Source organism: Hydrogenobaculum sp. 3684 (assembly GCF_000213785.1).
In the GTDB taxonomy this organism is placed as follows: domain Bacteria; phylum Aquificota; class Aquificia; order Aquificales; family Aquificaceae; genus Hydrogenobaculum.
The window spans coordinates 262,749-281,337 of record NC_015557.1; the positions used below are offsets into that span (position 1 = coordinate 262,749).

The 18,589-nt window shown below is 36.0% G+C and carries 18 protein-coding genes; 10 read left to right on the forward strand and 8 right to left on the reverse strand.

Annotated features, from left to right (window positions below; all coding sequences use genetic code 11):
- Positions 1-110 precede the first annotated feature (110 nt).
- The 5 genes from HYD3684_RS01560 (at position 111) to HYD3684_RS01580 (ending at position 6,464) form a co-directional block, all read left to right on the forward strand.
- Positions 111-2,927, forward strand: a complete 2,817-nt coding sequence (locus HYD3684_RS01560; RefSeq protein WP_015418935.1) for a molybdopterin-dependent oxidoreductase — start codon at positions 111-113, stop codon at positions 2,925-2,927.
- A gap of 18 nt (positions 2,928-2,945) precedes the next feature.
- Positions 2,946-3,617: a 4Fe-4S dicluster domain-containing protein gene (locus tag HYD3684_RS01565; protein WP_015418936.1), complete on the forward strand. Its 672-nt coding sequence runs from the start codon at positions 2,946-2,948 to the stop codon at positions 3,615-3,617.
- Positions 3,618-3,630: 13 nt separating this feature from the next.
- Positions 3,631-4,530 (forward strand): NrfD/PsrC family molybdoenzyme membrane anchor subunit, encoded by a 900-nt coding sequence (gene nrfD / locus HYD3684_RS01570; RefSeq protein WP_015418937.1) that lies wholly within the window; start codon positions 3,631-3,633, stop codon positions 4,528-4,530.
- On the forward strand, positions 4,524-5,489 hold the full coding sequence (locus HYD3684_RS01575; RefSeq protein ID WP_015418938.1) for a 4Fe-4S binding protein: 966 nt from the start codon (positions 4,524-4,526) through the stop codon (positions 5,487-5,489). Before nrfD ends, HYD3684_RS01575 begins: the two co-directional genes overlap by 7 nt.
- 84 nt (positions 5,490-5,573) lie before the next feature.
- Positions 5,574-6,464: a hypothetical protein gene (locus tag HYD3684_RS01580; protein WP_015418939.1), complete on the forward strand. Its 891-nt coding sequence runs from the start codon at positions 5,574-5,576 to the stop codon at positions 6,462-6,464.
- Here HYD3684_RS01580 and rlmB read toward each other — a convergent pair.
- From rlmB to HYD3684_RS01615, 8 genes are all read right to left on the reverse strand, one after another.
- A complete protein-coding gene (gene rlmB / locus HYD3684_RS01585; protein ID WP_015418940.1) occupies positions 6,434-7,189 on the reverse strand; it encodes a 23S rRNA (guanosine(2251)-2'-O)-methyltransferase RlmB in 756 nt (251 codons plus the stop codon). The genes HYD3684_RS01580 and rlmB overlap by 31 nt on opposite strands.
- A 559-nt stretch (positions 7,190-7,748) precedes the next feature.
- Entirely contained in the window at positions 7,749-7,925 is a 177-nt protein-coding gene (locus HYD3684_RS08360) for a hypothetical protein (RefSeq protein ID WP_015418941.1), read from the reverse strand.
- A 57-nt stretch (positions 7,926-7,982) separates the two neighbouring features.
- Positions 7,983-10,604 (reverse strand): arsenate reductase (azurin) large subunit, encoded by a 2,622-nt coding sequence (locus HYD3684_RS01590; RefSeq protein WP_015418942.1) that lies wholly within the window; start codon positions 10,602-10,604, stop codon positions 7,983-7,985.
- Between the two features lie 14 nt (positions 10,605-10,618).
- Positions 10,619-11,128 (reverse strand): arsenate reductase (azurin) small subunit, encoded by a 510-nt coding sequence (locus tag HYD3684_RS01595; RefSeq protein WP_015418943.1) that lies wholly within the window; start codon positions 11,126-11,128, stop codon positions 10,619-10,621.
- A 283-nt stretch (positions 11,129-11,411) separates the two neighbouring features.
- Entirely contained in the window at positions 11,412-12,788 is a 1,377-nt protein-coding gene (locus HYD3684_RS01600) for a sigma-54 dependent transcriptional regulator (protein ID WP_015418944.1), read from the reverse strand.
- Positions 12,785-13,513, reverse strand: coding sequence for a 3-deoxy-manno-octulosonate cytidylyltransferase (gene kdsB, locus HYD3684_RS01605; protein WP_015418945.1), 729 nt, complete (start codon positions 13,511-13,513; stop codon positions 12,785-12,787). Before kdsB ends, HYD3684_RS01600 begins: the two co-directional genes overlap by 4 nt.
- Positions 13,510-13,860 (reverse strand): hypothetical protein, encoded by a 351-nt coding sequence (locus tag HYD3684_RS01610; protein ID WP_015418946.1) that lies wholly within the window; start codon positions 13,858-13,860, stop codon positions 13,510-13,512. The genes kdsB and HYD3684_RS01610 overlap by 4 nt, the downstream gene beginning before the upstream one ends.
- Positions 13,853-15,202 (reverse strand): MATE family efflux transporter, encoded by a 1,350-nt coding sequence (locus HYD3684_RS01615; RefSeq protein ID WP_015418947.1) that lies wholly within the window; start codon positions 15,200-15,202, stop codon positions 13,853-13,855. Before HYD3684_RS01615 ends, HYD3684_RS01610 begins: the two co-directional genes overlap by 8 nt.
- A 120-nt stretch (positions 15,203-15,322) precedes the next feature.
- On the opposite strand from HYD3684_RS01615, the gene HYD3684_RS01620 reads away from it, so the two are divergent.
- The 5 genes from HYD3684_RS01620 to HYD3684_RS01640 all read left to right on the forward strand — a co-directional run bounded on the left by HYD3684_RS01620 (position 15,323) and on the right by HYD3684_RS01640 (position 18,554).
- Positions 15,323-15,655, forward strand: coding sequence for a c-type cytochrome (locus HYD3684_RS01620; RefSeq protein WP_015418948.1), 333 nt, complete (start codon positions 15,323-15,325; stop codon positions 15,653-15,655).
- Positions 15,656-15,922: 267 nt separating this feature from the next.
- Positions 15,923-16,234: a rhodanese-like domain-containing protein gene (locus HYD3684_RS01625; protein ID WP_015418949.1), complete on the forward strand. Its 312-nt coding sequence runs from the start codon at positions 15,923-15,925 to the stop codon at positions 16,232-16,234.
- Position 16,235: 1 nt separating this feature from the next.
- A complete protein-coding gene (locus tag HYD3684_RS01630; protein ID WP_015418950.1) occupies positions 16,236-17,102 on the forward strand; it encodes an aspartate carbamoyltransferase in 867 nt (288 codons plus the stop codon).
- 10 nt (positions 17,103-17,112) lie between these two features.
- Positions 17,113-17,982: a regulatory iron-sulfur-containing complex subunit RicT gene (ricT, locus tag HYD3684_RS01635; protein ID WP_015418951.1), complete on the forward strand. Its 870-nt coding sequence runs from the start codon at positions 17,113-17,115 to the stop codon at positions 17,980-17,982.
- On the forward strand, positions 17,982-18,554 hold the full coding sequence (locus HYD3684_RS01640; protein WP_015418952.1) for a polyphenol oxidase family protein: 573 nt from the start codon (positions 17,982-17,984) through the stop codon (positions 18,552-18,554). The genes ricT and HYD3684_RS01640 overlap by 1 nt, the downstream gene beginning before the upstream one ends.
- Positions 18,555-18,589 lie beyond the last annotated feature (35 nt).

Genomic DNA, 18,589 nt, shown 5'->3' on the forward strand with positions numbered 1-18,589 from the left:
AAAAATATTTGTTAAGCGTTATCTTTAAACAAACATATTGACTTTTCTTCTATTTGGTGTCATTATATTATTAGAGTTTTATTTAGTTAGTATTAACTTGGAGGTTCGCTATGAACATTACGAGGCGTAGATTTCTAAAAGGAATGGCTGCAACTGGTGCTGCTACGCTGGTTGGCAAAAAGTTACTAACTCCAGAACAGGCAAAGGCAATCCAAGCAAAAAACATCCAATACGCTTATAAACCAAACATATGTAATTTTTGCGCAAATGCCTGTGGTATACAAGTAAGGGTTGCTTCTATCTCCGGTAAACCAAATAGACTTATGAAGATAGAGGGCAATATACATCATCCTTACAATAGAGGTGTTGCCTGTGCTAGAGGTCAAAGTGGTATATCTTACATATACGACAAAGACCGCATTAAAAAACCCCTTATAAGAATTGAAGGCTCTAAAAAAGGCGAGTGGAAATTTAGAGAAGCTTCTTGGCAAGAGGCTTTTAATTATATGATGAACAAGTTAAAAGATATAAAACCTTATGAAATGGCTCTTATGGGAGGATGGCAAGGATGTGCTTTTTATGGTACTTATTTGCTTCCTTTTGTGGTAGCTGCTCAAATCCCAACGCTTTTTGGCTCTCCGATACAGCATTGTGTTGGTTCTGAGCATCTTGGTCTTCATACCGTGTTTGGCAACTACAATACCCACGATGAGGTGGTGTGTGATTACGATAGAGCAAAATATATATTGGCAGTAAGAAGCAACGGCTCTTTGGCCGGTATTTCCACTGGAAGAGCTCATAGGTTTGGAGCAGGCATTAAAAACGGTGCCAAAGTGGTGGTATTAGATCCAAGAGCATCGGAGCTTGCTGCCAAAGCGGATGAATGGATTCCCATAAGACCAGGCACCGACAACGCCTTTGCTTTGGCTATGCTTCATGTGATACTAAGAGACCAAAAAGATGGAAAAGTACTTTACGATGAAGAAACCCTTAGATTTTTTACAAACGCTCCTTTTTTGGCTTATAAGGATGAAAAAGGAAATTTGCAACTATTGTCTGATGTAGATAAAGACGGGGCTGTGGAGGCTTGGTACGTTTACGATGAACTTTCAAACTCTGTCCAGAAAGTATTTGGCTTTTACAATACAAACAAAATATCTAAAGACAACAAAGTATTGAAACCAGCTCTTTTTACAAAAAATCTCAATGTAAACGGTAAAAGCGTAAAAACTGTATTTGAGTATCTTATGGATTATACGCAAAATTTTACACCAGAATGGGCTTCTAAGATAACCGATGTACCAGCATCTACCATAAGAAGAATAGCTATAGAGTTTGCCACTATGAAACCAGCCATAATAGAACCAGGGATTTACGACTCTAGGTATGAAAACACCATTCAATTAAGGAAAACATTGGCTATCATACAGGCTATAACAAGTGGATACGATAAACCAGGTACTTGGGTTACAGGCGGAAGTTACAAGATGCTTATAAATGACTTTTTTGAGTTTACCAAGAAAAATGGAAATAAGATCACCATTCCCGTAAAAGGATATCCAGATGTAGATATACCCGGCATACTTAGGGTATTGGATGTTGGTTTTAAATACTTTTTTAATCCAAAAGCTTGGACACATGGATATCCATCCGTACAATGGGCTTATTTGCAAACTGAACTTTCCAAAGGCAAAGAAGCAACCGTATTTCCTTTTATTACTGACAACGGTTTTTACGAATCTACCAAAAAAGAGGTTTTTTGGAACGGCCAGCCTTATCAAATAAAAGCTGTTTTTATATACGCCCTTAACTTAGTAAGAGGCGATGTGGAATCTCAAAGATGGAAAGAATTTTTAACAAATCTTGATTTGGTGGTGGGTTTTGATACTATGCCTTCAGATACCATGCTCTATGCAGATGTAATATTCCCAGATATTCCTTATATACTAAAAAAAGATGTTATTTTTGATATAAATACATCTCACGATTATAGTTTTGGCACGAGAGAAGCTGCTATGCCAAAAGACGGCGATGAAATGCACGCTTTAGATTTTATGTACATGCTATCAAAAGCCATGAATATACCTTGGCTTGATACGATAGCAGAGCTTTATCAGTACTGGAAGTGGGATAAAAAAGAGCTCAATCAAAAATGCGAAGAATCTTGGAACAAATACGGCACCATAATACCAGCTATAAGAGAACTTCAGCTTAAAAACAAAGTAGCCCCTGAGCTAAAAAAATATAAAGGCATATCGAAAACAGTACAAGAGTTGGAAGAAGAGATATCTAAAAAAGGTGTGATAACGGTGATGGATAGAGAAGAGCTTATGGCTAAATACTCTGTGCCATGGCATCAACCAGTGCCTACTCCAAGTGGACGCATGGAAATCTATTCAAATATATTTGCCACACTTCAAAACATGTTTGGTTATAAGCCAAATTACGATCCTTTGATAGCATATATACCACCAAAATGGAAAGGTGATATAGCTCCAGAAGATGTAAAGCTTGAAGAAAACGAATTTTTTATAACACATGGTAAAGTACCAATACAATCTCATACTTGTGCTGCTACAGTAGATAACCCTATATTAGTAAGCATAGGAAAGTGGAGAGAAGGTGTTTATTATGGTATATGGATTAACGAAAAAAAAGCTAAGTCTCTTGGTATAAAAGAAGGTGATGATATTTTGGTAATAAACGCTATGTATCCAAATTTAAAAGTAAAAGGCAAGGCTCATCTTACAAAACTAATAAGACCAGATACGATATTTATACCGGCGGCTTTTGGAGCTTCTTCTAAAAAGCTAACATACGGCGGTGGTTTGGGAACTCCGTTAAATGATCTAATACCCTATAGGCCAGAACCGGTTATAGGTGGATATAGAGCAAACGAATTTACTGTAAAAGTTGTGAAGGCTTAAATATTTTAGGAGGCTTTTATGGAAAAAGTTATACCAAAATGGGTGTTTGTGGTGGATTTAAACTCTTGTGTAGGATGCAATGCGTGTATGGCAGCTTGCGCCCAAGAAAATCAAACGCCTTATTGGTCAGAAAAGTGGAGAACAAAAGTAGAGCAAATAGAAATAGGTGAGTTTCCAGAGGCAAAACGCGTATTTTTCCCACATCTTTGTATGCAATGCCAAAACACTCCTTGCTATTACGCTTGTCCTACTGGCGCTACTTATAAAACCGAAGAGGGTATTGTGCTTGTAAACCACGAAAGATGTATAGGTTGTGAGGCTTGTGTAATAGCTTGCCCTTACGGAGCTAGATATCCTTATGAATCTGATGATGTAGATGAATGTGAAAAGTTGTACGGTGAAGAGGCAAGGCATACCACACCTCACATAGACAAATGCACATGGTGTTATCATAGGCTAAAAGAAGGTTTAGAACCAGCTTGTGTGGAAACATGTCCTACCAACTGCCGTATGTTTGGAGATTTAAACGTAGATTCTTACGTATCTAGGCTTGTATTAGAAGGTAAGGCTATACCACTAAGTCCTCAGCTTGGTACAGAGCCAAAGGTGTTTTATGTAACCTCAAAAGAAACACCTGTGGGCGTTGTCTCTCATCATCTTGATGAACCACCTTACAAACAAACTATTTAAAAGGAGGTAAAACATGGACGGACTTACTATGTATTTTGGTAATTATCAGCACTTTGTGCATCAAACAGCTTGGGGATGGATGATAGCTGTTTATCTTTTCTTAGGTGGCCTTGGCGGTGCCATGGGTGCTTTGTCTTCTTATTTTTACCTTATAAAAAAAGAAAATAACCCGGTGCTATTTGGGCTTTCTACACTTCTTGGTATAGGTTTTGTAAACTTTGGTGGTATATTTTTGCTTATACATATGCTTAAACCTTGGTTTGCGTTTTTTGTATGGGCTCATCCTACCAGCTGGATATTTTGGGGTGCATCCTTTATTATGATATACACTATCACAGGTGCCATTTGGGGACTTTCGCTCATATCAACTCATATTAACTTTCCTTTTTCTCAAAAGCTTAAAAACCTAAACCCTTCTTTAGTGGATAAACTTGGTTATATAAGCGGTGTTATGGGACTTTTAACGGCCGTTTATACCGGGCTTTTGCTTTCTACTGCACCAGCCATAACACTTTGGTCAAACCCTGGCTTACCGGTGCTTTTTATGGTATCTGCTCTTTCTACTGCTACAGCTTATTTTATGCTGGTATCTCCTTCTCATATAGCTCATGAAAATGAAAAACTTGATATAGCTTTGCTTGCATTAGAGATTATTATAATATCTGCTTTCTTTAACTACCTATTTATATCAAGTGCTGCTGGTAAATATATAATCTCTAAAATGCTTTCTTCTGTTGGTTTCATGGGCTTTTTTGTAATACTTGGTCTTTTGGTGCCGTTTTTGCTTGAAATTTATGCCATCAAAAAGCACTCAAAATCTTTGGTAATCCTGGCTTCTTTACTGGTCCTGATGGGCGGGTTTTTGCTTAGATTTTACATTCTAAAATTTGGATATTACACATACCCATGGTAAATGTTTTTGGGCTTTTAGAGCTAAATGCGCCTTTGGCTCTTGATGAGAAGCGCTGCGTAAACACTATAAAACCGCAAAAAGAGTGCAATCTTTGTGAGAAGATATGCCCCACAAAGGCAATAGATTTAAATACATTCTCCGTAGAATCTTCCTCATGCACCCTTTGTGGTGCATGTTCTTTAGTATGTCCTACTGAGGCTATAAGCGTTGAAATAGATTATGTAGGGGTTATAAAGGATTTTGAAGCTAAAGAAATATGTATAGGGTGTGTAAGATCAGATAAAGCCGAGGTTATATTGCCATGTATAGCAAATTTAAATGAAAAAGACATTTTAAATATATCCACAAAGAAAAAGCTTTATTTTGATATAAGCCCTTGTGAGAGCTGTGTTTATAGCTTTTCAAAAGATATTAAAAATTTAATCTCAAAAGCTATATACCTATCAAAAGTCTTTAGAATAGGCAATATACCTTCTTTTGCGGAAGAAGATTATAAGCCAAAGTTTAGACATACTTCTTTTAAAAACAAACAAAAAGAAGAATTTTCAGTATCAAATAAAGAAGAACTATGTTCTAACAAAATACCTTTTGAAGGGAAGTTTGGCCACATAGAAATATCTGAAGGTTGCGATCTTTGTGGGGCTTGCGAGGCCATATGTCCCCAAAGAGCTATAAAGATAGAAAACGCTTTTATAAACTTTTCTCATGGGCTTTGTATAGCATGTGGTTTGTGTGAATACGCTTGTGGTTTAAGCCATCCTTCAAGACCTCTAACTTTAAGAAAAGCTGTTATACCATCAAAATATACAAAAGATTATGAACCGATATCCATATCTCACAAACATATATGTGAAAATTGCGGTAAAGTATTTTATACAAAAGAAGATAATCAAAGCTTATGTATAATCTGCCAAAAAGAGAAAAACCTTCAAAATATGATATTGGATTTGTTGAAATAGATTGTCATTGATAATTATCAAATTTTGATCTAAAATATTTATATGAAATTTAAAACGAAAGCAATTTATTAACAGGTTTAAACTATGACGGATACTTTTAACTCTTTTTGGGATAGCGATAAAATAAACGAAAACCAATGGGAAGAGACAGTCCAGGGTATAGATGAATATGTAGAGACCTCTGATTGGACTCTTATAGAGGTTAAAGATGTTGATATTTCTGATGATATAGCTTTTCTTGATGGTATAGTAAGACTTGATAGTGAAATTTTTTATAAAGAAAACAAATCTAGGCTTAGGTTGTTTAGTTTGGCAAGTGGTATATGCGAGATGAAGCCCAATTTTTATAATGATTTTGAGGCTTTTAAAAGCATAAAAACAAAGAAAATAGCAATACCAGACAAAGAAATACCAAAAAACCAAATCATTGTAAAAAACGCAAAATACGATTTAGTGGCCAAAGACCAAGACCATCTTGTTTTATTAAAACAATTAGAATATGAGACTTTAATAGATTATGTAAGTTATTCGCACACAAGATTTATAATATGGGACGGCTCGTTACCTATTACGTTTTCAGGTTTGGATAGTAAGCTTGTGTTTGGTTTTATTAAATCTCATAGAAAATATTTTGTAAATCCTAAAAACTTGGAGCTTTTGTATGAGATAAAGGCTTTTCAAAGAACACCTATTATACACTACACGAGTCAAGACCAAAAAAACTTTTACTACACTTGGTATACCACATTAAACAACGATATAACTGGACTTGTTAGAATTGAGACGCTGGCAAATATAGATATAAAAGAAGCCTCTTATTTGGCTAACGCTGTTTGTGTTATTTTAAGAAAGTTTGCATCAAGTCCATTGTATGAACAAAGAGCTCCTCAAAATTTAGCCCCTATAAGTGCTTTGGAACGCTATCTCAGAGCTTATCTTGGATATTACTTTTTTGATGCTCCAGTGTTTGTTTGATGCTTGTAAACTTCCCATAAACATATAGCTCCAGCTGCACTTACATTAAGAGATGTTACTTTGCCTTTCATGGGTATTGATACTCTAACATCCGAATGCTCCAATACATTTTTTGATACGCCTTCACCTTCGGAACCAAGCACTATACACATAGGATATGCAAAATCTACTTCTGTTATGTCTTTTCCACCTTTTTCAAGGGCGTAAACCCAGCCACCCATCTCTTTAAAGGTTTTTAGAGCCTTGCTGATGCTTGGGGTTTTTGAGATTTTAAGATGAAATATAGCACCAGATGAAGACTTTACAACGGTTGCATTTATAGGAGCGCTTCTATCTTTTGGTATTAAAAGCCCTATACCTCCAAATACTTCAACAGTTCTTGCTATAGAACCTACGTTTTGTGGGTCTGTTATATGATCAAGCACCGCAAAAAAGCCTTTTTCTTTTATGGTTTTTCTAAAAAGCTCTTCTTCTGACACATAGGTGATAGGGCTTAGTATGGCTACGACTCCTTGGGTTTTTTTGGTGTTTGCAAGTTCTTCTAGTTTTTGCCTTGGTGCAATCTGGACTTTTATACCTCTTTCTTTGGCAAGGTCTAAAAGCTCTTTTGGTGCTTTTGAATCATGCGCTATAAGTATTTTTTCCATAGATTGACCAGCTACAAGCGCTTCTATAACTGGATTTCTTCCCCATATTACGTAGTTTTGCGTAGTGTGCTTTAGCATTTTTCTTTTCTCCTGCAATTTGGTTATTGGATCTCCATTAGCTCCAAAACGCGATTTCATCGCTCTAGTGTGCTCTCGCATTTCTCACATCTCCTTAGTGTCATTGTCTGTTCTTTAACTCCAAAATGCGTCTTTGCCGCTCTAGTGTGCTTTAGCATTTTTCTTTTCTCCTGCAATTTGGTTATTGGATCTCCATTAGCTCCAAAACGCGATTTCATCGCTCTAGTGTGCTTTAAGCCGTGGCATACTTGTCAAACCACATTATTCAACCTCTATTCAAAAAGTTTAATAGGAAAGCTTCGATATGTCAAGAGTGCTTTAGCATGTTTCAGATAAGCATGTTCTTAGAATATACTTATCACACGACAAGTCTACCACGGTTTACAAGTCTACCAAGGTTTACAAGTCTACCACGGTTTTCATTGTTCTTTAGGTTATAGAACGTCTGCTGAAGTAGCTTACAAGTATAACACGGTTTATGTGTTCACGCTGTAATGAAACTTATACACCCAGCGCCTGCTTGAGTTTTTACGTCAAAGTTAAGTCTTAATTTTAAGTCTTAATTTGAGAAATCATGCTGGTTGTTAGACTTGATGTTGGAGTTGTTGTACATTGCACGGTACTGAGTGTCGAAATCAATACCAATGCCCTTGTCTTTAAGACTTGTGATCTCCACAGCATACGCTGGGGATAAAATGACTGCACCTAAAAGTGCTGCACATGCTACTCTTTTCATCTTCAACTTCCTAAAATTTTTTATTTATTAAAGGGGGGCGTATGCCCCCCTACAGCCTTAGATTCTAACATCATTTGTCGGCAACAATGATGTATTCTTTAGGATATCTTCAAGCTTTCCTTTAAGCTTTCTTATCGCAACCCTTGAACACTTATACCAAGGAATATTAGTTTTTGGGTCGGTATAGCTGGTGGTAAGGTGATTGAAAGTACCGTTCCAGTGGTACATTAAACCAAGTACCATTCCAGGAGGAGGAGCATCGGTTACATATACCAACGCCACTACATTACCTTCTAAGTTATAAACCTCAACCATATCTCCGCTATTAATTCCAAGTCTTCTTGCATCTTCTGGGTTCATTTGTATGTATGGTAAAGGAATAGTTGCAACCTTTTCTGGAAGGTATCTGTCATTGTAGGCTGATTGCCAGAGTATTTGGGTTCTTCCCGTAGTAAGCCAGAATGGGTATTTACTATCGTTTCCATCTTGGAAGTACTTGGTAATCTGGGGTGGGTAGAACTTCATGGGATCTGGCTCCCATGGGTCAGATCCATACCATTTAAACTTACCATCCGGAGTTCCAAATCTGTATACGTATCTTCTTTTTGTGCCGACAAGCTCTCCGGTTTCAGGGTCTATGCGAGTAGGAACTTGTATACCTTTCTGACCTACTTTTCTGAGATATTCATATGTAACACCTTTGAAGGATTCTTGTGGTAGAAGTGCTTCATCTGCCGCTGGAACTCTATTGTCTGGGAGATAATGTGAATTCTGTAAGAAAACTTCTTCAGAAGTTTTCCAATCCATTCCAGAACAGTATTTAGCTGCCTCATAGTTTCCTTCAGCCTCATATAATTCCTTCATTCTTGTAGCAATTCTTCCCCATATCCACCAGTCTGGTTTTGCATCTCCTGGAGGTGCCATAAATTGTTCCGAAATTCTCATAAGTCTACTGTTACAGTTTATATAGGTACTAGTTTTTTCTCCCCAACCCGCGGCAGAAAGTATTACATGTGCATCCTTTGCTGTTTCAGTTTTATAAATATCCACAACTACCATAAATAAACCATTTGTTTTTTCGAGACCTTCTAATATTCTTCTAGCTCTCTCTTCTGAACCAGCTGGTTCTCCATATAACCTTGCCAGCTCTGATAGATACTTATTAAGTGTCATGATTCTTTCACTGACTTTTTCCCTGAAAGCTTGTGAGTTTAGTGTAGATAGGTATGGATTTGTTCCAGCTACAAAATAGATCTTTGCTTTTGGGTCATTTTTTACATACTCATCGACGTTTGGAGGCGGTCCGCCATGATATATAGAACCAACAAGCTTCGCTCTGGATATATTATCAGGTCCTGCATAACCTTCCGCATGTCCTCCCTGTCTTCCGCATGCTGAACCTGGCTTTCCGTAGTTTCCAGTGAGGGCAGCAAGCTGTGCGATAGATGCTATGGTATCATAGTTTTTATAGTTCCATATAGCACCTTTTTCGTATAGGATAAACGCTCTTCTTCTAAAGTTTCCTGGTTTTGGACTTGCTATCCATTCAGCCGCTTTTTCTATATCTTCTTTCTTTACGCCGGTTAGCTTTTCTACTCTACTCATAAACTCTTCATAAGGAACGTCAAGCATTAATGATTTCTTCTTATATTCTTCAAAAAGATTTAAATCTGTCCTCTTCTCTACGAAGTCTTTATCCCACCATCCTTTTTCCCATACGGCTCTTGCTACAGCATTTGCAAGTACGTAGTCTGTTCCAAGATTTGGTCTTAAATGAAGAACTCTACCAGGTGCAACAATCTCTGAAACTTCTACGGTGGCTCCTTTTCTTGGGTCTACAATAACCATTCTTGCAGGTTCTGCTGGCTCTCCCTCTAAATACTCTTTTTTCTTTTCATCAATGGTTGCACCTTGAAGGTTTGGCATCATGTGTTCTGTGTAGAAAACAGTAGCATTGACAAAAGTGTTGGCACCCCAAAGTACTATGGTATCAGCAAGCCTTGCATCCTCATAAGTATAGTTAAGCTCAAAAACTCCTCTTTCTCTTTGACCCCAAACCTCGGCGTTGTTGGCCGGTCTATTGTGTATAGATAACATTCTTGTACCAACTGCTACCATGAAGAATTTCCAAAGTGCCCAGTTCGCCTCGTATCCAGCACCAGCGCCTCCATGGTCATGTCCTTTCATAGCTACTGAGTCTGGGCCATATTTATCCACGACGCCTTTGGTTACTCTTGCGACTAAATCTATTGCTTCTTCCCAGGTAACTGGCATGAACTCATCCCCAACTCTAATTAATGGTCGGCGTAATCTTTCTCTTGTGGGCTTTGTAGGTGAATATAACGTCTCTGCATTAGCCCCTCCCCTTATAGAGTAGTTTCCTCTATTTATAGGCGAGTCTTGTGCTGGTATTATTAATACGTTGTAAAGGTTGCCGTCCTCTCCTTTTACTACGCTGTACATAGTTTCGGTTATTGATTGACTTTGCAGGGCTACTCCTTGTTTAGTAAAGTCTATACCAAGTGCATTTTCGTTTGGCTTTGGCCCACCTTCCTTGCCCACAGGCCATCTATAAATGTTATAACCACAACCTACGCCGCAGTACTGGCAAGGTGATATAAATTTTTGTGCGTCTTTTGGTGGAATTGGTATGCTATCCCTTCTTTCAAATACTGCCATATTTTGTACCTCCTTTATAAGTTGCTTGTTTTGCTAAATTTTAAAATGTTTCTAATTCTTCCCCATATAAGTCCTTCTACCCCTTCTGCGTATATGTTTCCAGTTCTTGGTTCAAAACGCAAAATCATCTGAGGAAGCCATTCAGATGCATGCCCCTGGAATGTTTGCCCATTTTTTGCAGGGTCAAACATTGAGTAATGGCAAGCACAAACAAACCTCTTTTTAGAATAGACAACAGGACAGCCCATATGGGTACATATTGACGAGTAGGCTACGATGTCCCCTTCTGGTCCCACACCACCATCAGCCTTCTCTCCAAGCTTAATAAGAATTGCTGGAGATTGTTCATCTGGGTAATTAAAGATTACCGGCTCTCCTACCTTTAAGTCCTTAATGTTGGCTATTTTTACTCTTGGGTATGGCTGGGTTATAAGAGCCATTGCCCACTCTGGTGTAGATAAAAGTGCAGCCATAGCCGCACTTCCACCGATAAAAGTCCTTCGTGAGATCTTCGTCATAAACATCGCTGTACCCCCTAACAAGTTTTAACTAACACAATAAATTATGCAAACTTTGTGCCAAATTTTAAAACCTTTAAAAATTAAGGATTTTTATCAGTAGATTTTTTTGAATGTTCAAATTTTTATAGGGTTATGCTCAAAAATTGAGCAACGTTAAAATAGATTTAAAAATTCATTTGGAATGGAAGTATTATGACAAAGTGACAAAATGAAAAAGCAGCGAAATATAAGAGTAATAGTTGATAAGTTATCAGCGACAAAATAATAAACAGAACACTTTACACGTCTAATTTGAAAAAATCTCTCTTAACCTATTTTCTAAGGTATTTCGAGATATTCCTAAAAGACCTGCCACTTTTGACTTGTTGCCTGAGTATTTTTCGAGAAGTTTTTTTATAAGATAGGCTTCTATCCTTTCAAGAAGATTAGGAAGATCCTCTTCCGGTGTTGAATCAAGCAACATCTCTATAAATCTATCAAAAGAACATGTTGTACTGTAAACAGTTGTTTTTTCTTGATGTATATCAAAATCTTTTATTTTCCCAAATTTTGTTTCAATAGCTGCCTTATAAATCAGGTTTTTTAGCTCACGTACATTCCCTGGGAATGAGTAATCCATTAGCTTTTTCATAGCTTCTTCTTCCACTCCTTCAATCATGGTTCCTATTTCTGCGTTAGCAAAAGCTATAAAATAATCGACTAACTGTTTTATGTCTTCCTTTCTTTCTCTAAGAGGTGGTATGTAGATATCCATTTGACTTATTCTATGATACAGATCTTCTCTAAATTTTCCTTCTTCTACCATTTTTTTTAGGTCCTTGTTTGTAGCAAAAATAAGTCTAACGTCTGCTTTCTCTTCCTTGGAGCTTCCCAATGAGAAATAGCTCTTTCTTTCGACAAAAGCCAAAAGCTTTGGTTGAAGTTTGTAAGGAATGTCTCCTATTTCGTCTAAAAAAAGGGTTCCACCTTCAGCTAACTTTACCTTTCCCTTTTTATCTACCAAGGCACCCGTAAATGCTCCCTTTACATATCCAAACAGCTCTGCTTCGAAGAGGTCCCAAGGTATAGCAGGGCAATGCAATATAACAAAAGGTTTTTCTTTTCTCGGGCTATTTTCGTGGATTAACCGTGATACCACTTCCTTTCCTACACCTGTTTCTCCGGTTATCAAAACATTGAGATCGTTTTGGCAAGCTAAACCTATTTTTTTAAAAACTTCAAACATGGCCTTTGAAGAGCCGATTACTTTAAACTCTTTACTATGTGGAATATCAGGATTTAGGTTAAATCCCAACATCTCTTTTACAACTCGTAAAAGCTCTTCGGCGTTTAAAGGTTTTTTAAGTAAATTTGTAGCAGAAAGTCTTGATGCACTTATTACTGTATCCGCATCTGTATAGTCGGTTAAAAAAATTACTGGGATGTTAAAACCTTTTGTCCTCAACCTTTCTACTACATCTATTCCATTCTCATCTTCCAACTTTATATCTATCAAAAGCAGGTCGCTATTTGGTAGATAATCTTCTAAACCTTTAGAGGATTGTAGTGTTATTACTTCAAAACCCTTTGTACTAAGGATCTTTTTTACGAAATTTAATACAAAACATTCATCATCTACAACTAATACTCTCATATTTTTATCTTTATTGAGGATATGAATCATTTATCCGTCTCCTTCCGAAACACGTTAAAACGTTCTAATATCTCCTTTACAATATCTATATCTTCTTCTACATCTACCCCATGGTAAAAGTTTTTTGTGTAAACCATCTTTATCGGTATACCATTTTCTAAGAATCTTAGCTGTTCTAAGCCTTCTATTTGTTCTAGCTGGCTTTGGGGTAATTTTACAAACGTTTCTAATATATTTTTTCTAAAAGCATAGATACCTATATGTTTGAGTGGATAAATAGATGTTATATCGTTTCTTTTGTAAGGTATCAAAGCTCTTGAAAAATAAAGGGCGTTTGAGTCTTTATCAAGCACAAGCTTTACATTGGCTGGTGAGTCTAAATCAAGCTTTGTGTATAAGCTTGAAACAGGAGCGTTTTGTAGGCTTTTAAGAAGAGCTTCTATATCCTCTTTGTATGAAAAAATTTCATCCCCTTGATGGTTGATAATAAAATCTACATCAAAATCTTTTGAAGCCTCATAAACCCTATCGCTTCCAGAGGGTAAATCCTCTCTTGTTTTTACAAAGTTTATATCTAGGTCTTTTACTACTTTGTAAACTTCTTCACTGTCTGATGTAAGAAGTATATCAAATCCTGTTTTTTTTAGATTTTCAATCACCCATCTTATTAGGGGTTTGCCACATATATTTAAAAGAGGCTTATGCTTTAGCCTTGTAGATTTTATGCGGGCAGGTACTACTATAAGCGTTTTCATGATCTTAGAGAAAAGACTATGACAATGGCTATCAAGATAAGCGTTGCTATGAAAAGCCCAACGTTTAACATAGTAAGTCTTTTCTTTTCTTCTTCCAAAGATTTTATATATTGGTCTTTTGATTCTATAAGAGCTTTTACATCTTCTACTATCTTTAGTATTTTGTCAAGTTCTTGTCTTATCTCTTTGTTTCTTTTTTCTAAAAGCTCGTATTCGGTTTTACACTTTACCAACTCTCTATCCAACGTTTCGATGGTTTTATTTTTTTCTTCTATCATTTTCTTTTGTTCTTCTACTTTTAGCCTCAAATTTGTAAGCTCTGTATTTATACTTTGAATACTATCCATATCTTATCTCAAGCATATTTTTTTCTAAAATCTTAAATACTACCAAAAAACAAATAGCCCTTGCTACGGTTTCAACACTCATAAACACCCACGGGATATAAGGATTAAAGATATATTTTAACATAACAACTATAGGTATTATTCTAAAAACCCAAAAAGATAGTATATTCACAAACATAGGTATGTAAGTTTTGCCTAAGCCTTTTATAGCACCAGATAAAACAAAACTATAAGACAAAAACACCTGTGTTAAACCTACCATAATAAGATATATTTCGGCATAGTGTATTATATTTTTATCGCTTGTAAATATCATAGCCATGTATTTTGACAAAATAATCACCATAAGACCAACTATACCCATTGCCAAAGCGCTAAAGTTTGCTATTATCTTTGCTCCTCTAAAAGCTCCTTTTATGTTGCCAGCTCCAAAATTTTGTCCAGTCAACACGCTTGCCGATATACTTAAAGCATAACCTATCATAAAAGATATGCTTTCTAATCTAAGGCCTATTTGATAGGCTGCCAAAATGGTATTACCAAATCTTGCCACAAACCCTACAAAAAGATTGAAGGATAAACTTGTAAGACCTCTATCTACTGTAACAGGTATACCAAGCTTCAACATTTCTAAAATAGTTTTTAGGCTTTTAAAAGAAAATTTACCAAAAGGTTTATCAACAAAGAGTACATAAGTGTATATTAGAAATCCAACCACTTCAGATATCACAATACCAAAAGCAGCACCTTCTATACCAAAAGCCCTAAAACCAAGTTTTCCGTTTATAAGGACATAAGAGCTTGCTATATTGGTTATATTCATAATTACAGATACTTTAAAGGGAAATTTTGTTTGACCCATACCGCTGTATGTAGCATAAAACACCTCTGTGGCAAACTGTATAAAAGCCGCTAAAAATATGGGTTTTAAGTATATCGTGGCTATGTTTGCTATGTCTTTTTTAGCCCCAAACAAAAGCATAAGCTCTGGTATAAACTTTGTGCCAAAAAGAGCAATTGGTATTGATAGTAAAAGCGATAAAACCATACCGCTTAAAAATACATCAAAAAACGGCTTACCAGCTCCTACTCTGTGGGACACCATAATAGATGTGCCGTTGTAAGTTAGAGCCATCAAAGAATAAACAAACCACATCATGGATATCGAATAACCAACACCGGCTATGGCGCTTTTACCAAGATGAGACACCAAAAGAAGCGATACAAGCGTTTCAACGGTGTAAAGTAAATTTGAGATAATTACCGGCGTTGCGACATTGAGCACCGCCTTTAATATATCTTTTGATTTTTTAGACTCATCGACAACAAGATTAGCTTCCAAGGTTTTAATAGTATAGCATAGCAACGTTTTTAGTATATATACTAAATTTTCTAAAAGCTTAATCGTTTTTTCATGATTTTGGTATAAAATAATTATATATTTGATTCAAAGGAGGTGCCTATGAAAGGTATCGTAAACGTAAGATTGGCTTTAGCTACGCTAATGAGTTGTGGTGTACTTGTAAGTGCTGGAACGGCAATGGCAATAAGCCCACAAGCGTTGGCTCAGGAAAAGGGATGTTTTGCCTGTCATGCCATTGACCACAAAGTAGTAGGACCTGCTTTTAAAGATGTGGCAGCCAAATATCACCACAACCTAAAATACGTCCCATACCTTGCAAAAATGATTAAAAACGGAAATGCTGGTGTATGGGGTCCAGTGCCTATGCCACCTCAAAACGTTACCCAAGCTCAAGCTGAAGAGCTTGCCAGATTTATCTTATCTCTTCATTAATCACCAAGAGCCCCCTTTTTCGGGGGTTATAATCTTTATATTAAAATCCTAAAAATTATCTTACTTATTATATAAAAAATAAAAAGATGGTCTATTATGTTTGCATCATTGTAAGCAAGCTCTACCTGCCTTGCAAAAAGTTGTAGTTTATAACAAATATTAATATAAATATTAATATAATAATTATTGTTGCATATTTTATTTATCAGATTGATTTATTGTGGCTTTAGGTATATTATAATATTTGAAATTGGAGGTTTAATGTAGATGTTTAATATACCAGAGATTACACCTGAAGAAGCTAAGAAGATATTGGAATCAGATCCAAACGCTGTACTTTTGGATGTAAGGACGCCTCAAGAGTATAGACAGATAAGGGTACCGGGTAGTGTGCTAATACCGGTGGATGATCTTAGGTTTAAGTTTAAAGAGCTTGATAAGAACAAGAAGTATATTGTAATGTGTAGAAGTGGAAACAGAAGCGCTTTTGCCACTTACGCTTTGAGACAACTTGGTTTTGAGGCTTTTAATATGATAGGTGGTATATTAAATTGGCCTTACGAAACAGAAAGAGGCTAACATGAAATATATAATAGAAGCCCAAAACATAAAAGATATATACAAAACTATATTAAATAGGGCTAAAGAGTTTAAGGAAAAAAGGATATATCCCACTTACAAAGCATCCTGTGCTCTTTTTTTTGAAGAACCATCCACAAGGACAAGGCTTTCTTTTGAAAAAGCCGCCAAGAATTTGGGTTGTGAGACTTATTATATACAAGGCAATTTTTCATCGGCTGTAAAGGGTGAAAGTTTTTTTGATACACTTTTATCTTTTAAAAAGATTGGCATAGATATCGTTGTTTTTCGTACATCTGATATCGTATTTGATTATGAGCCACTTCTAAATATAGATATAGGCCTTATAAATGCTGGAGATGGTACCCATGAGCATCCATCTCAAGGTCTTCTTGATGTTTTTACGCTTTTAGAAAAAGTAAATAGTTTGGAAAATCAAAATATACTATACGTAGGAGATGTTTACCACAGTAGAGTGTTTAGGTCAGGCGCTTACTTTTTCAAGTTAGAAGGGGCAAATATAGGTGTTTGTGGATATCCAAGCTTTATACCAAAAGATTATCCTTTTATGGACAAAGCTTTTACAAATTTGGACGAGGCGCTTAATTGGGCTCATCATGTGATAGCTCTACGCATTCAAAAAGAAAGACACAAAGAAGCTTACAATTTAGAAAGTTATTTTGACATATATGGTATAACAAAAGAAAGGTATAATAAGATAAGAGGATTTTTGATGCATCCTGGCCCTGTAAATAGGGATGTTGATATAGATGGTGATTTGCTCTATAAAGATAAATCTTTGATAGCAAATCAGATAGAAAACGGCGTGTTTGTCCGTATGGCTATGATAGAATATGTTTTAGGATAGGAGATGGTTTATGTATACATATATAAGATATATGGACACAAACAAGATAGGCCTTTTGGAAGGTACAAATGAGGTTTTACCAAAAGACTCTTACGTAATCATAAGCAAAGATGACTCTACGGATATTGCTAAGGTGGTGGGAGCATCTAAAAAGCTTTACGACGTAAAACCTTCTTTTTTTATAAGAAAAGCCACAAAACAAGATATATCTAAAATGCATCATTTTAATAGAGTTTCTCAAAGCTATATGAAAATTGCCAAAGAACTTTCCAAACAGCATAATCTATCTCTCAAATTTATAAAAGCTTACACTCCAATAGATGGGTTAAAATCTTACTTCTTTTATACCGCTGAAACAAGGATTGACTTTAGGCAGTTTGTAAAAGATTTGGCTAAAGCCATAAAAAAAAGGATTGAGATGAGACAAATAGGTACCAGAGATGCCGTCCAGATGCTTGGTGCCGTTGGAATGTGCGGATGTAAGACCTGCTGTTCAAACTTTATAGATGTGTTTGAATCTGTAAACTTAAAAGATATACAAATGCAAAACTTACCCATGTCTCCTTCAAAGTTTACAGGTCCATGTGGTAAACTTGTTTGTTGCATGTCTTTTGAGAAGATAAACTATGTAATAAAGTATATACTTCCCCCAGAAGGCACAAATATTTGTTTTGACGGCAAAGAATACACTGTCTCTTACATAGATCCACTTACAAACCTTATAACATTAAACTCTCAAGAGGAAAAGATAAATGTAAATATTTTGGATATTGTGCCAGAAGGCTATGAAGTAGCTGTTAAAAAGTGTGCTTCTTGTGGTGGATGTTGTGCTTCTAATATGGATCAACAAAGCGTTGTTTTTGAAGAAGCTTTAGCTTAATGCTTTTTTATGGTGAGTTTGAAGATTTTAAGATAGGTATAACAAAAAACCCACAAGAGGTATTTTTACCAAAACAAATCCATTCAAACGTTGTAGTTTATATAAAGGGTTTTACTGAAAACGTAGAGGCCGATGGTGTTATAACAGATAAGATAAACTTTAAAATAGGTATAAAAACGGCCGATTGCGTACCTATAATTTTAAAATCCAAAAACTTTGTAGGAGCTATACATGCTGGCTGGAGAGGACTTTACAACGGCATACTAAAAAATGCTTTTTTGCTGTTTGAAAGCTTTTCAGAAAAACCTTACTTTGCTTTTATAGGCCCATCTGCTAAAGAATGCTGTTATGAGGTAGGACCAGAATTTAAAGACTATTTTAAAAGCTTAAAAGTTGTTGATAACAAACTATTTTTTGATACGCAAAAAGAAGCTATAAATCAATTAAAAGCTCTTAACAAAGATATTAAGCTTTTGGTATATGAGACATGTAGTATATGCAACAAAGAAATTCCAAGCTATAGAAGAGATAAGACAAAAGAGAGAATGGTAGTTTTTGTGGAAAAGGTGTAAGCCTCTTTTATGTATCTAAAACATAAACGGTGTGG

Coding starts and splice junctions, on each gene's coding strand:
- HYD3684_RS01590 (WP_015418942.1), bottom strand. CDS start 10,604: ATGGCAGTATTTGAAAGAAGGGATAGCATACCAATTCCACCAAAAGAC.
- HYD3684_RS01580 (WP_015418939.1), top strand. CDS start 5,574: ATGACGGATACTTTTAACTCTTTTTGGGATAGCGATAAAATAAACGAA.
- HYD3684_RS01575 (WP_015418938.1), top strand. CDS start 4,524: ATGGTAAATGTTTTTGGGCTTTTAGAGCTAAATGCGCCTTTGGCTCTT.
- HYD3684_RS01565 (WP_015418936.1), top strand. CDS start 2,946: ATGGAAAAAGTTATACCAAAATGGGTGTTTGTGGTGGATTTAAACTCT.
- HYD3684_RS01595 (WP_015418943.1), bottom strand. CDS start 11,128: ATGTTTATGACGAAGATCTCACGAAGGACTTTTATCGGTGGAAGTGCG.
- HYD3684_RS01560 (WP_015418935.1), top strand. CDS start 111: ATGAACATTACGAGGCGTAGATTTCTAAAAGGAATGGCTGCAACTGGT.
- HYD3684_RS01620 (WP_015418948.1), top strand. CDS start 15,323: ATGAAAGGTATCGTAAACGTAAGATTGGCTTTAGCTACGCTAATGAGT.
- HYD3684_RS01625 (WP_015418949.1), top strand. CDS start 15,923: ATGTTTAATATACCAGAGATTACACCTGAAGAAGCTAAGAAGATATTG.
- HYD3684_RS01630 (WP_015418950.1), top strand. CDS start 16,236: ATGAAATATATAATAGAAGCCCAAAACATAAAAGATATATACAAAACT.
- HYD3684_RS01600 (WP_015418944.1), bottom strand. CDS start 12,788: ATGATTCATATCCTCAATAAAGATAAAAATATGAGAGTATTAGTTGTA.
- HYD3684_RS01640 (WP_015418952.1), top strand. CDS start 17,982: ATGCTTTTTTATGGTGAGTTTGAAGATTTTAAGATAGGTATAACAAAA.
- nrfD (WP_015418937.1), top strand. CDS start 3,631: ATGGACGGACTTACTATGTATTTTGGTAATTATCAGCACTTTGTGCAT.
- HYD3684_RS01610 (WP_015418946.1), bottom strand. CDS start 13,860: ATGGATAGTATTCAAAGTATAAATACAGAGCTTACAAATTTGAGGCTA.
- kdsB (WP_015418945.1), bottom strand. CDS start 13,513: ATGAAAACGCTTATAGTAGTACCTGCCCGCATAAAATCTACAAGGCTA.
- HYD3684_RS08360 (WP_015418941.1), bottom strand. CDS start 7,925: ATGAAAAGAGTAGCATGTGCAGCACTTTTAGGTGCAGTCATTTTATCC.
- ricT (WP_015418951.1), top strand. CDS start 17,113: ATGTATACATATATAAGATATATGGACACAAACAAGATAGGCCTTTTG.
- rlmB (WP_015418940.1), bottom strand. CDS start 7,189: ATGCTAAAGCACACTACGCAAAACTACGTAATATGGGGAAGAAATCCA.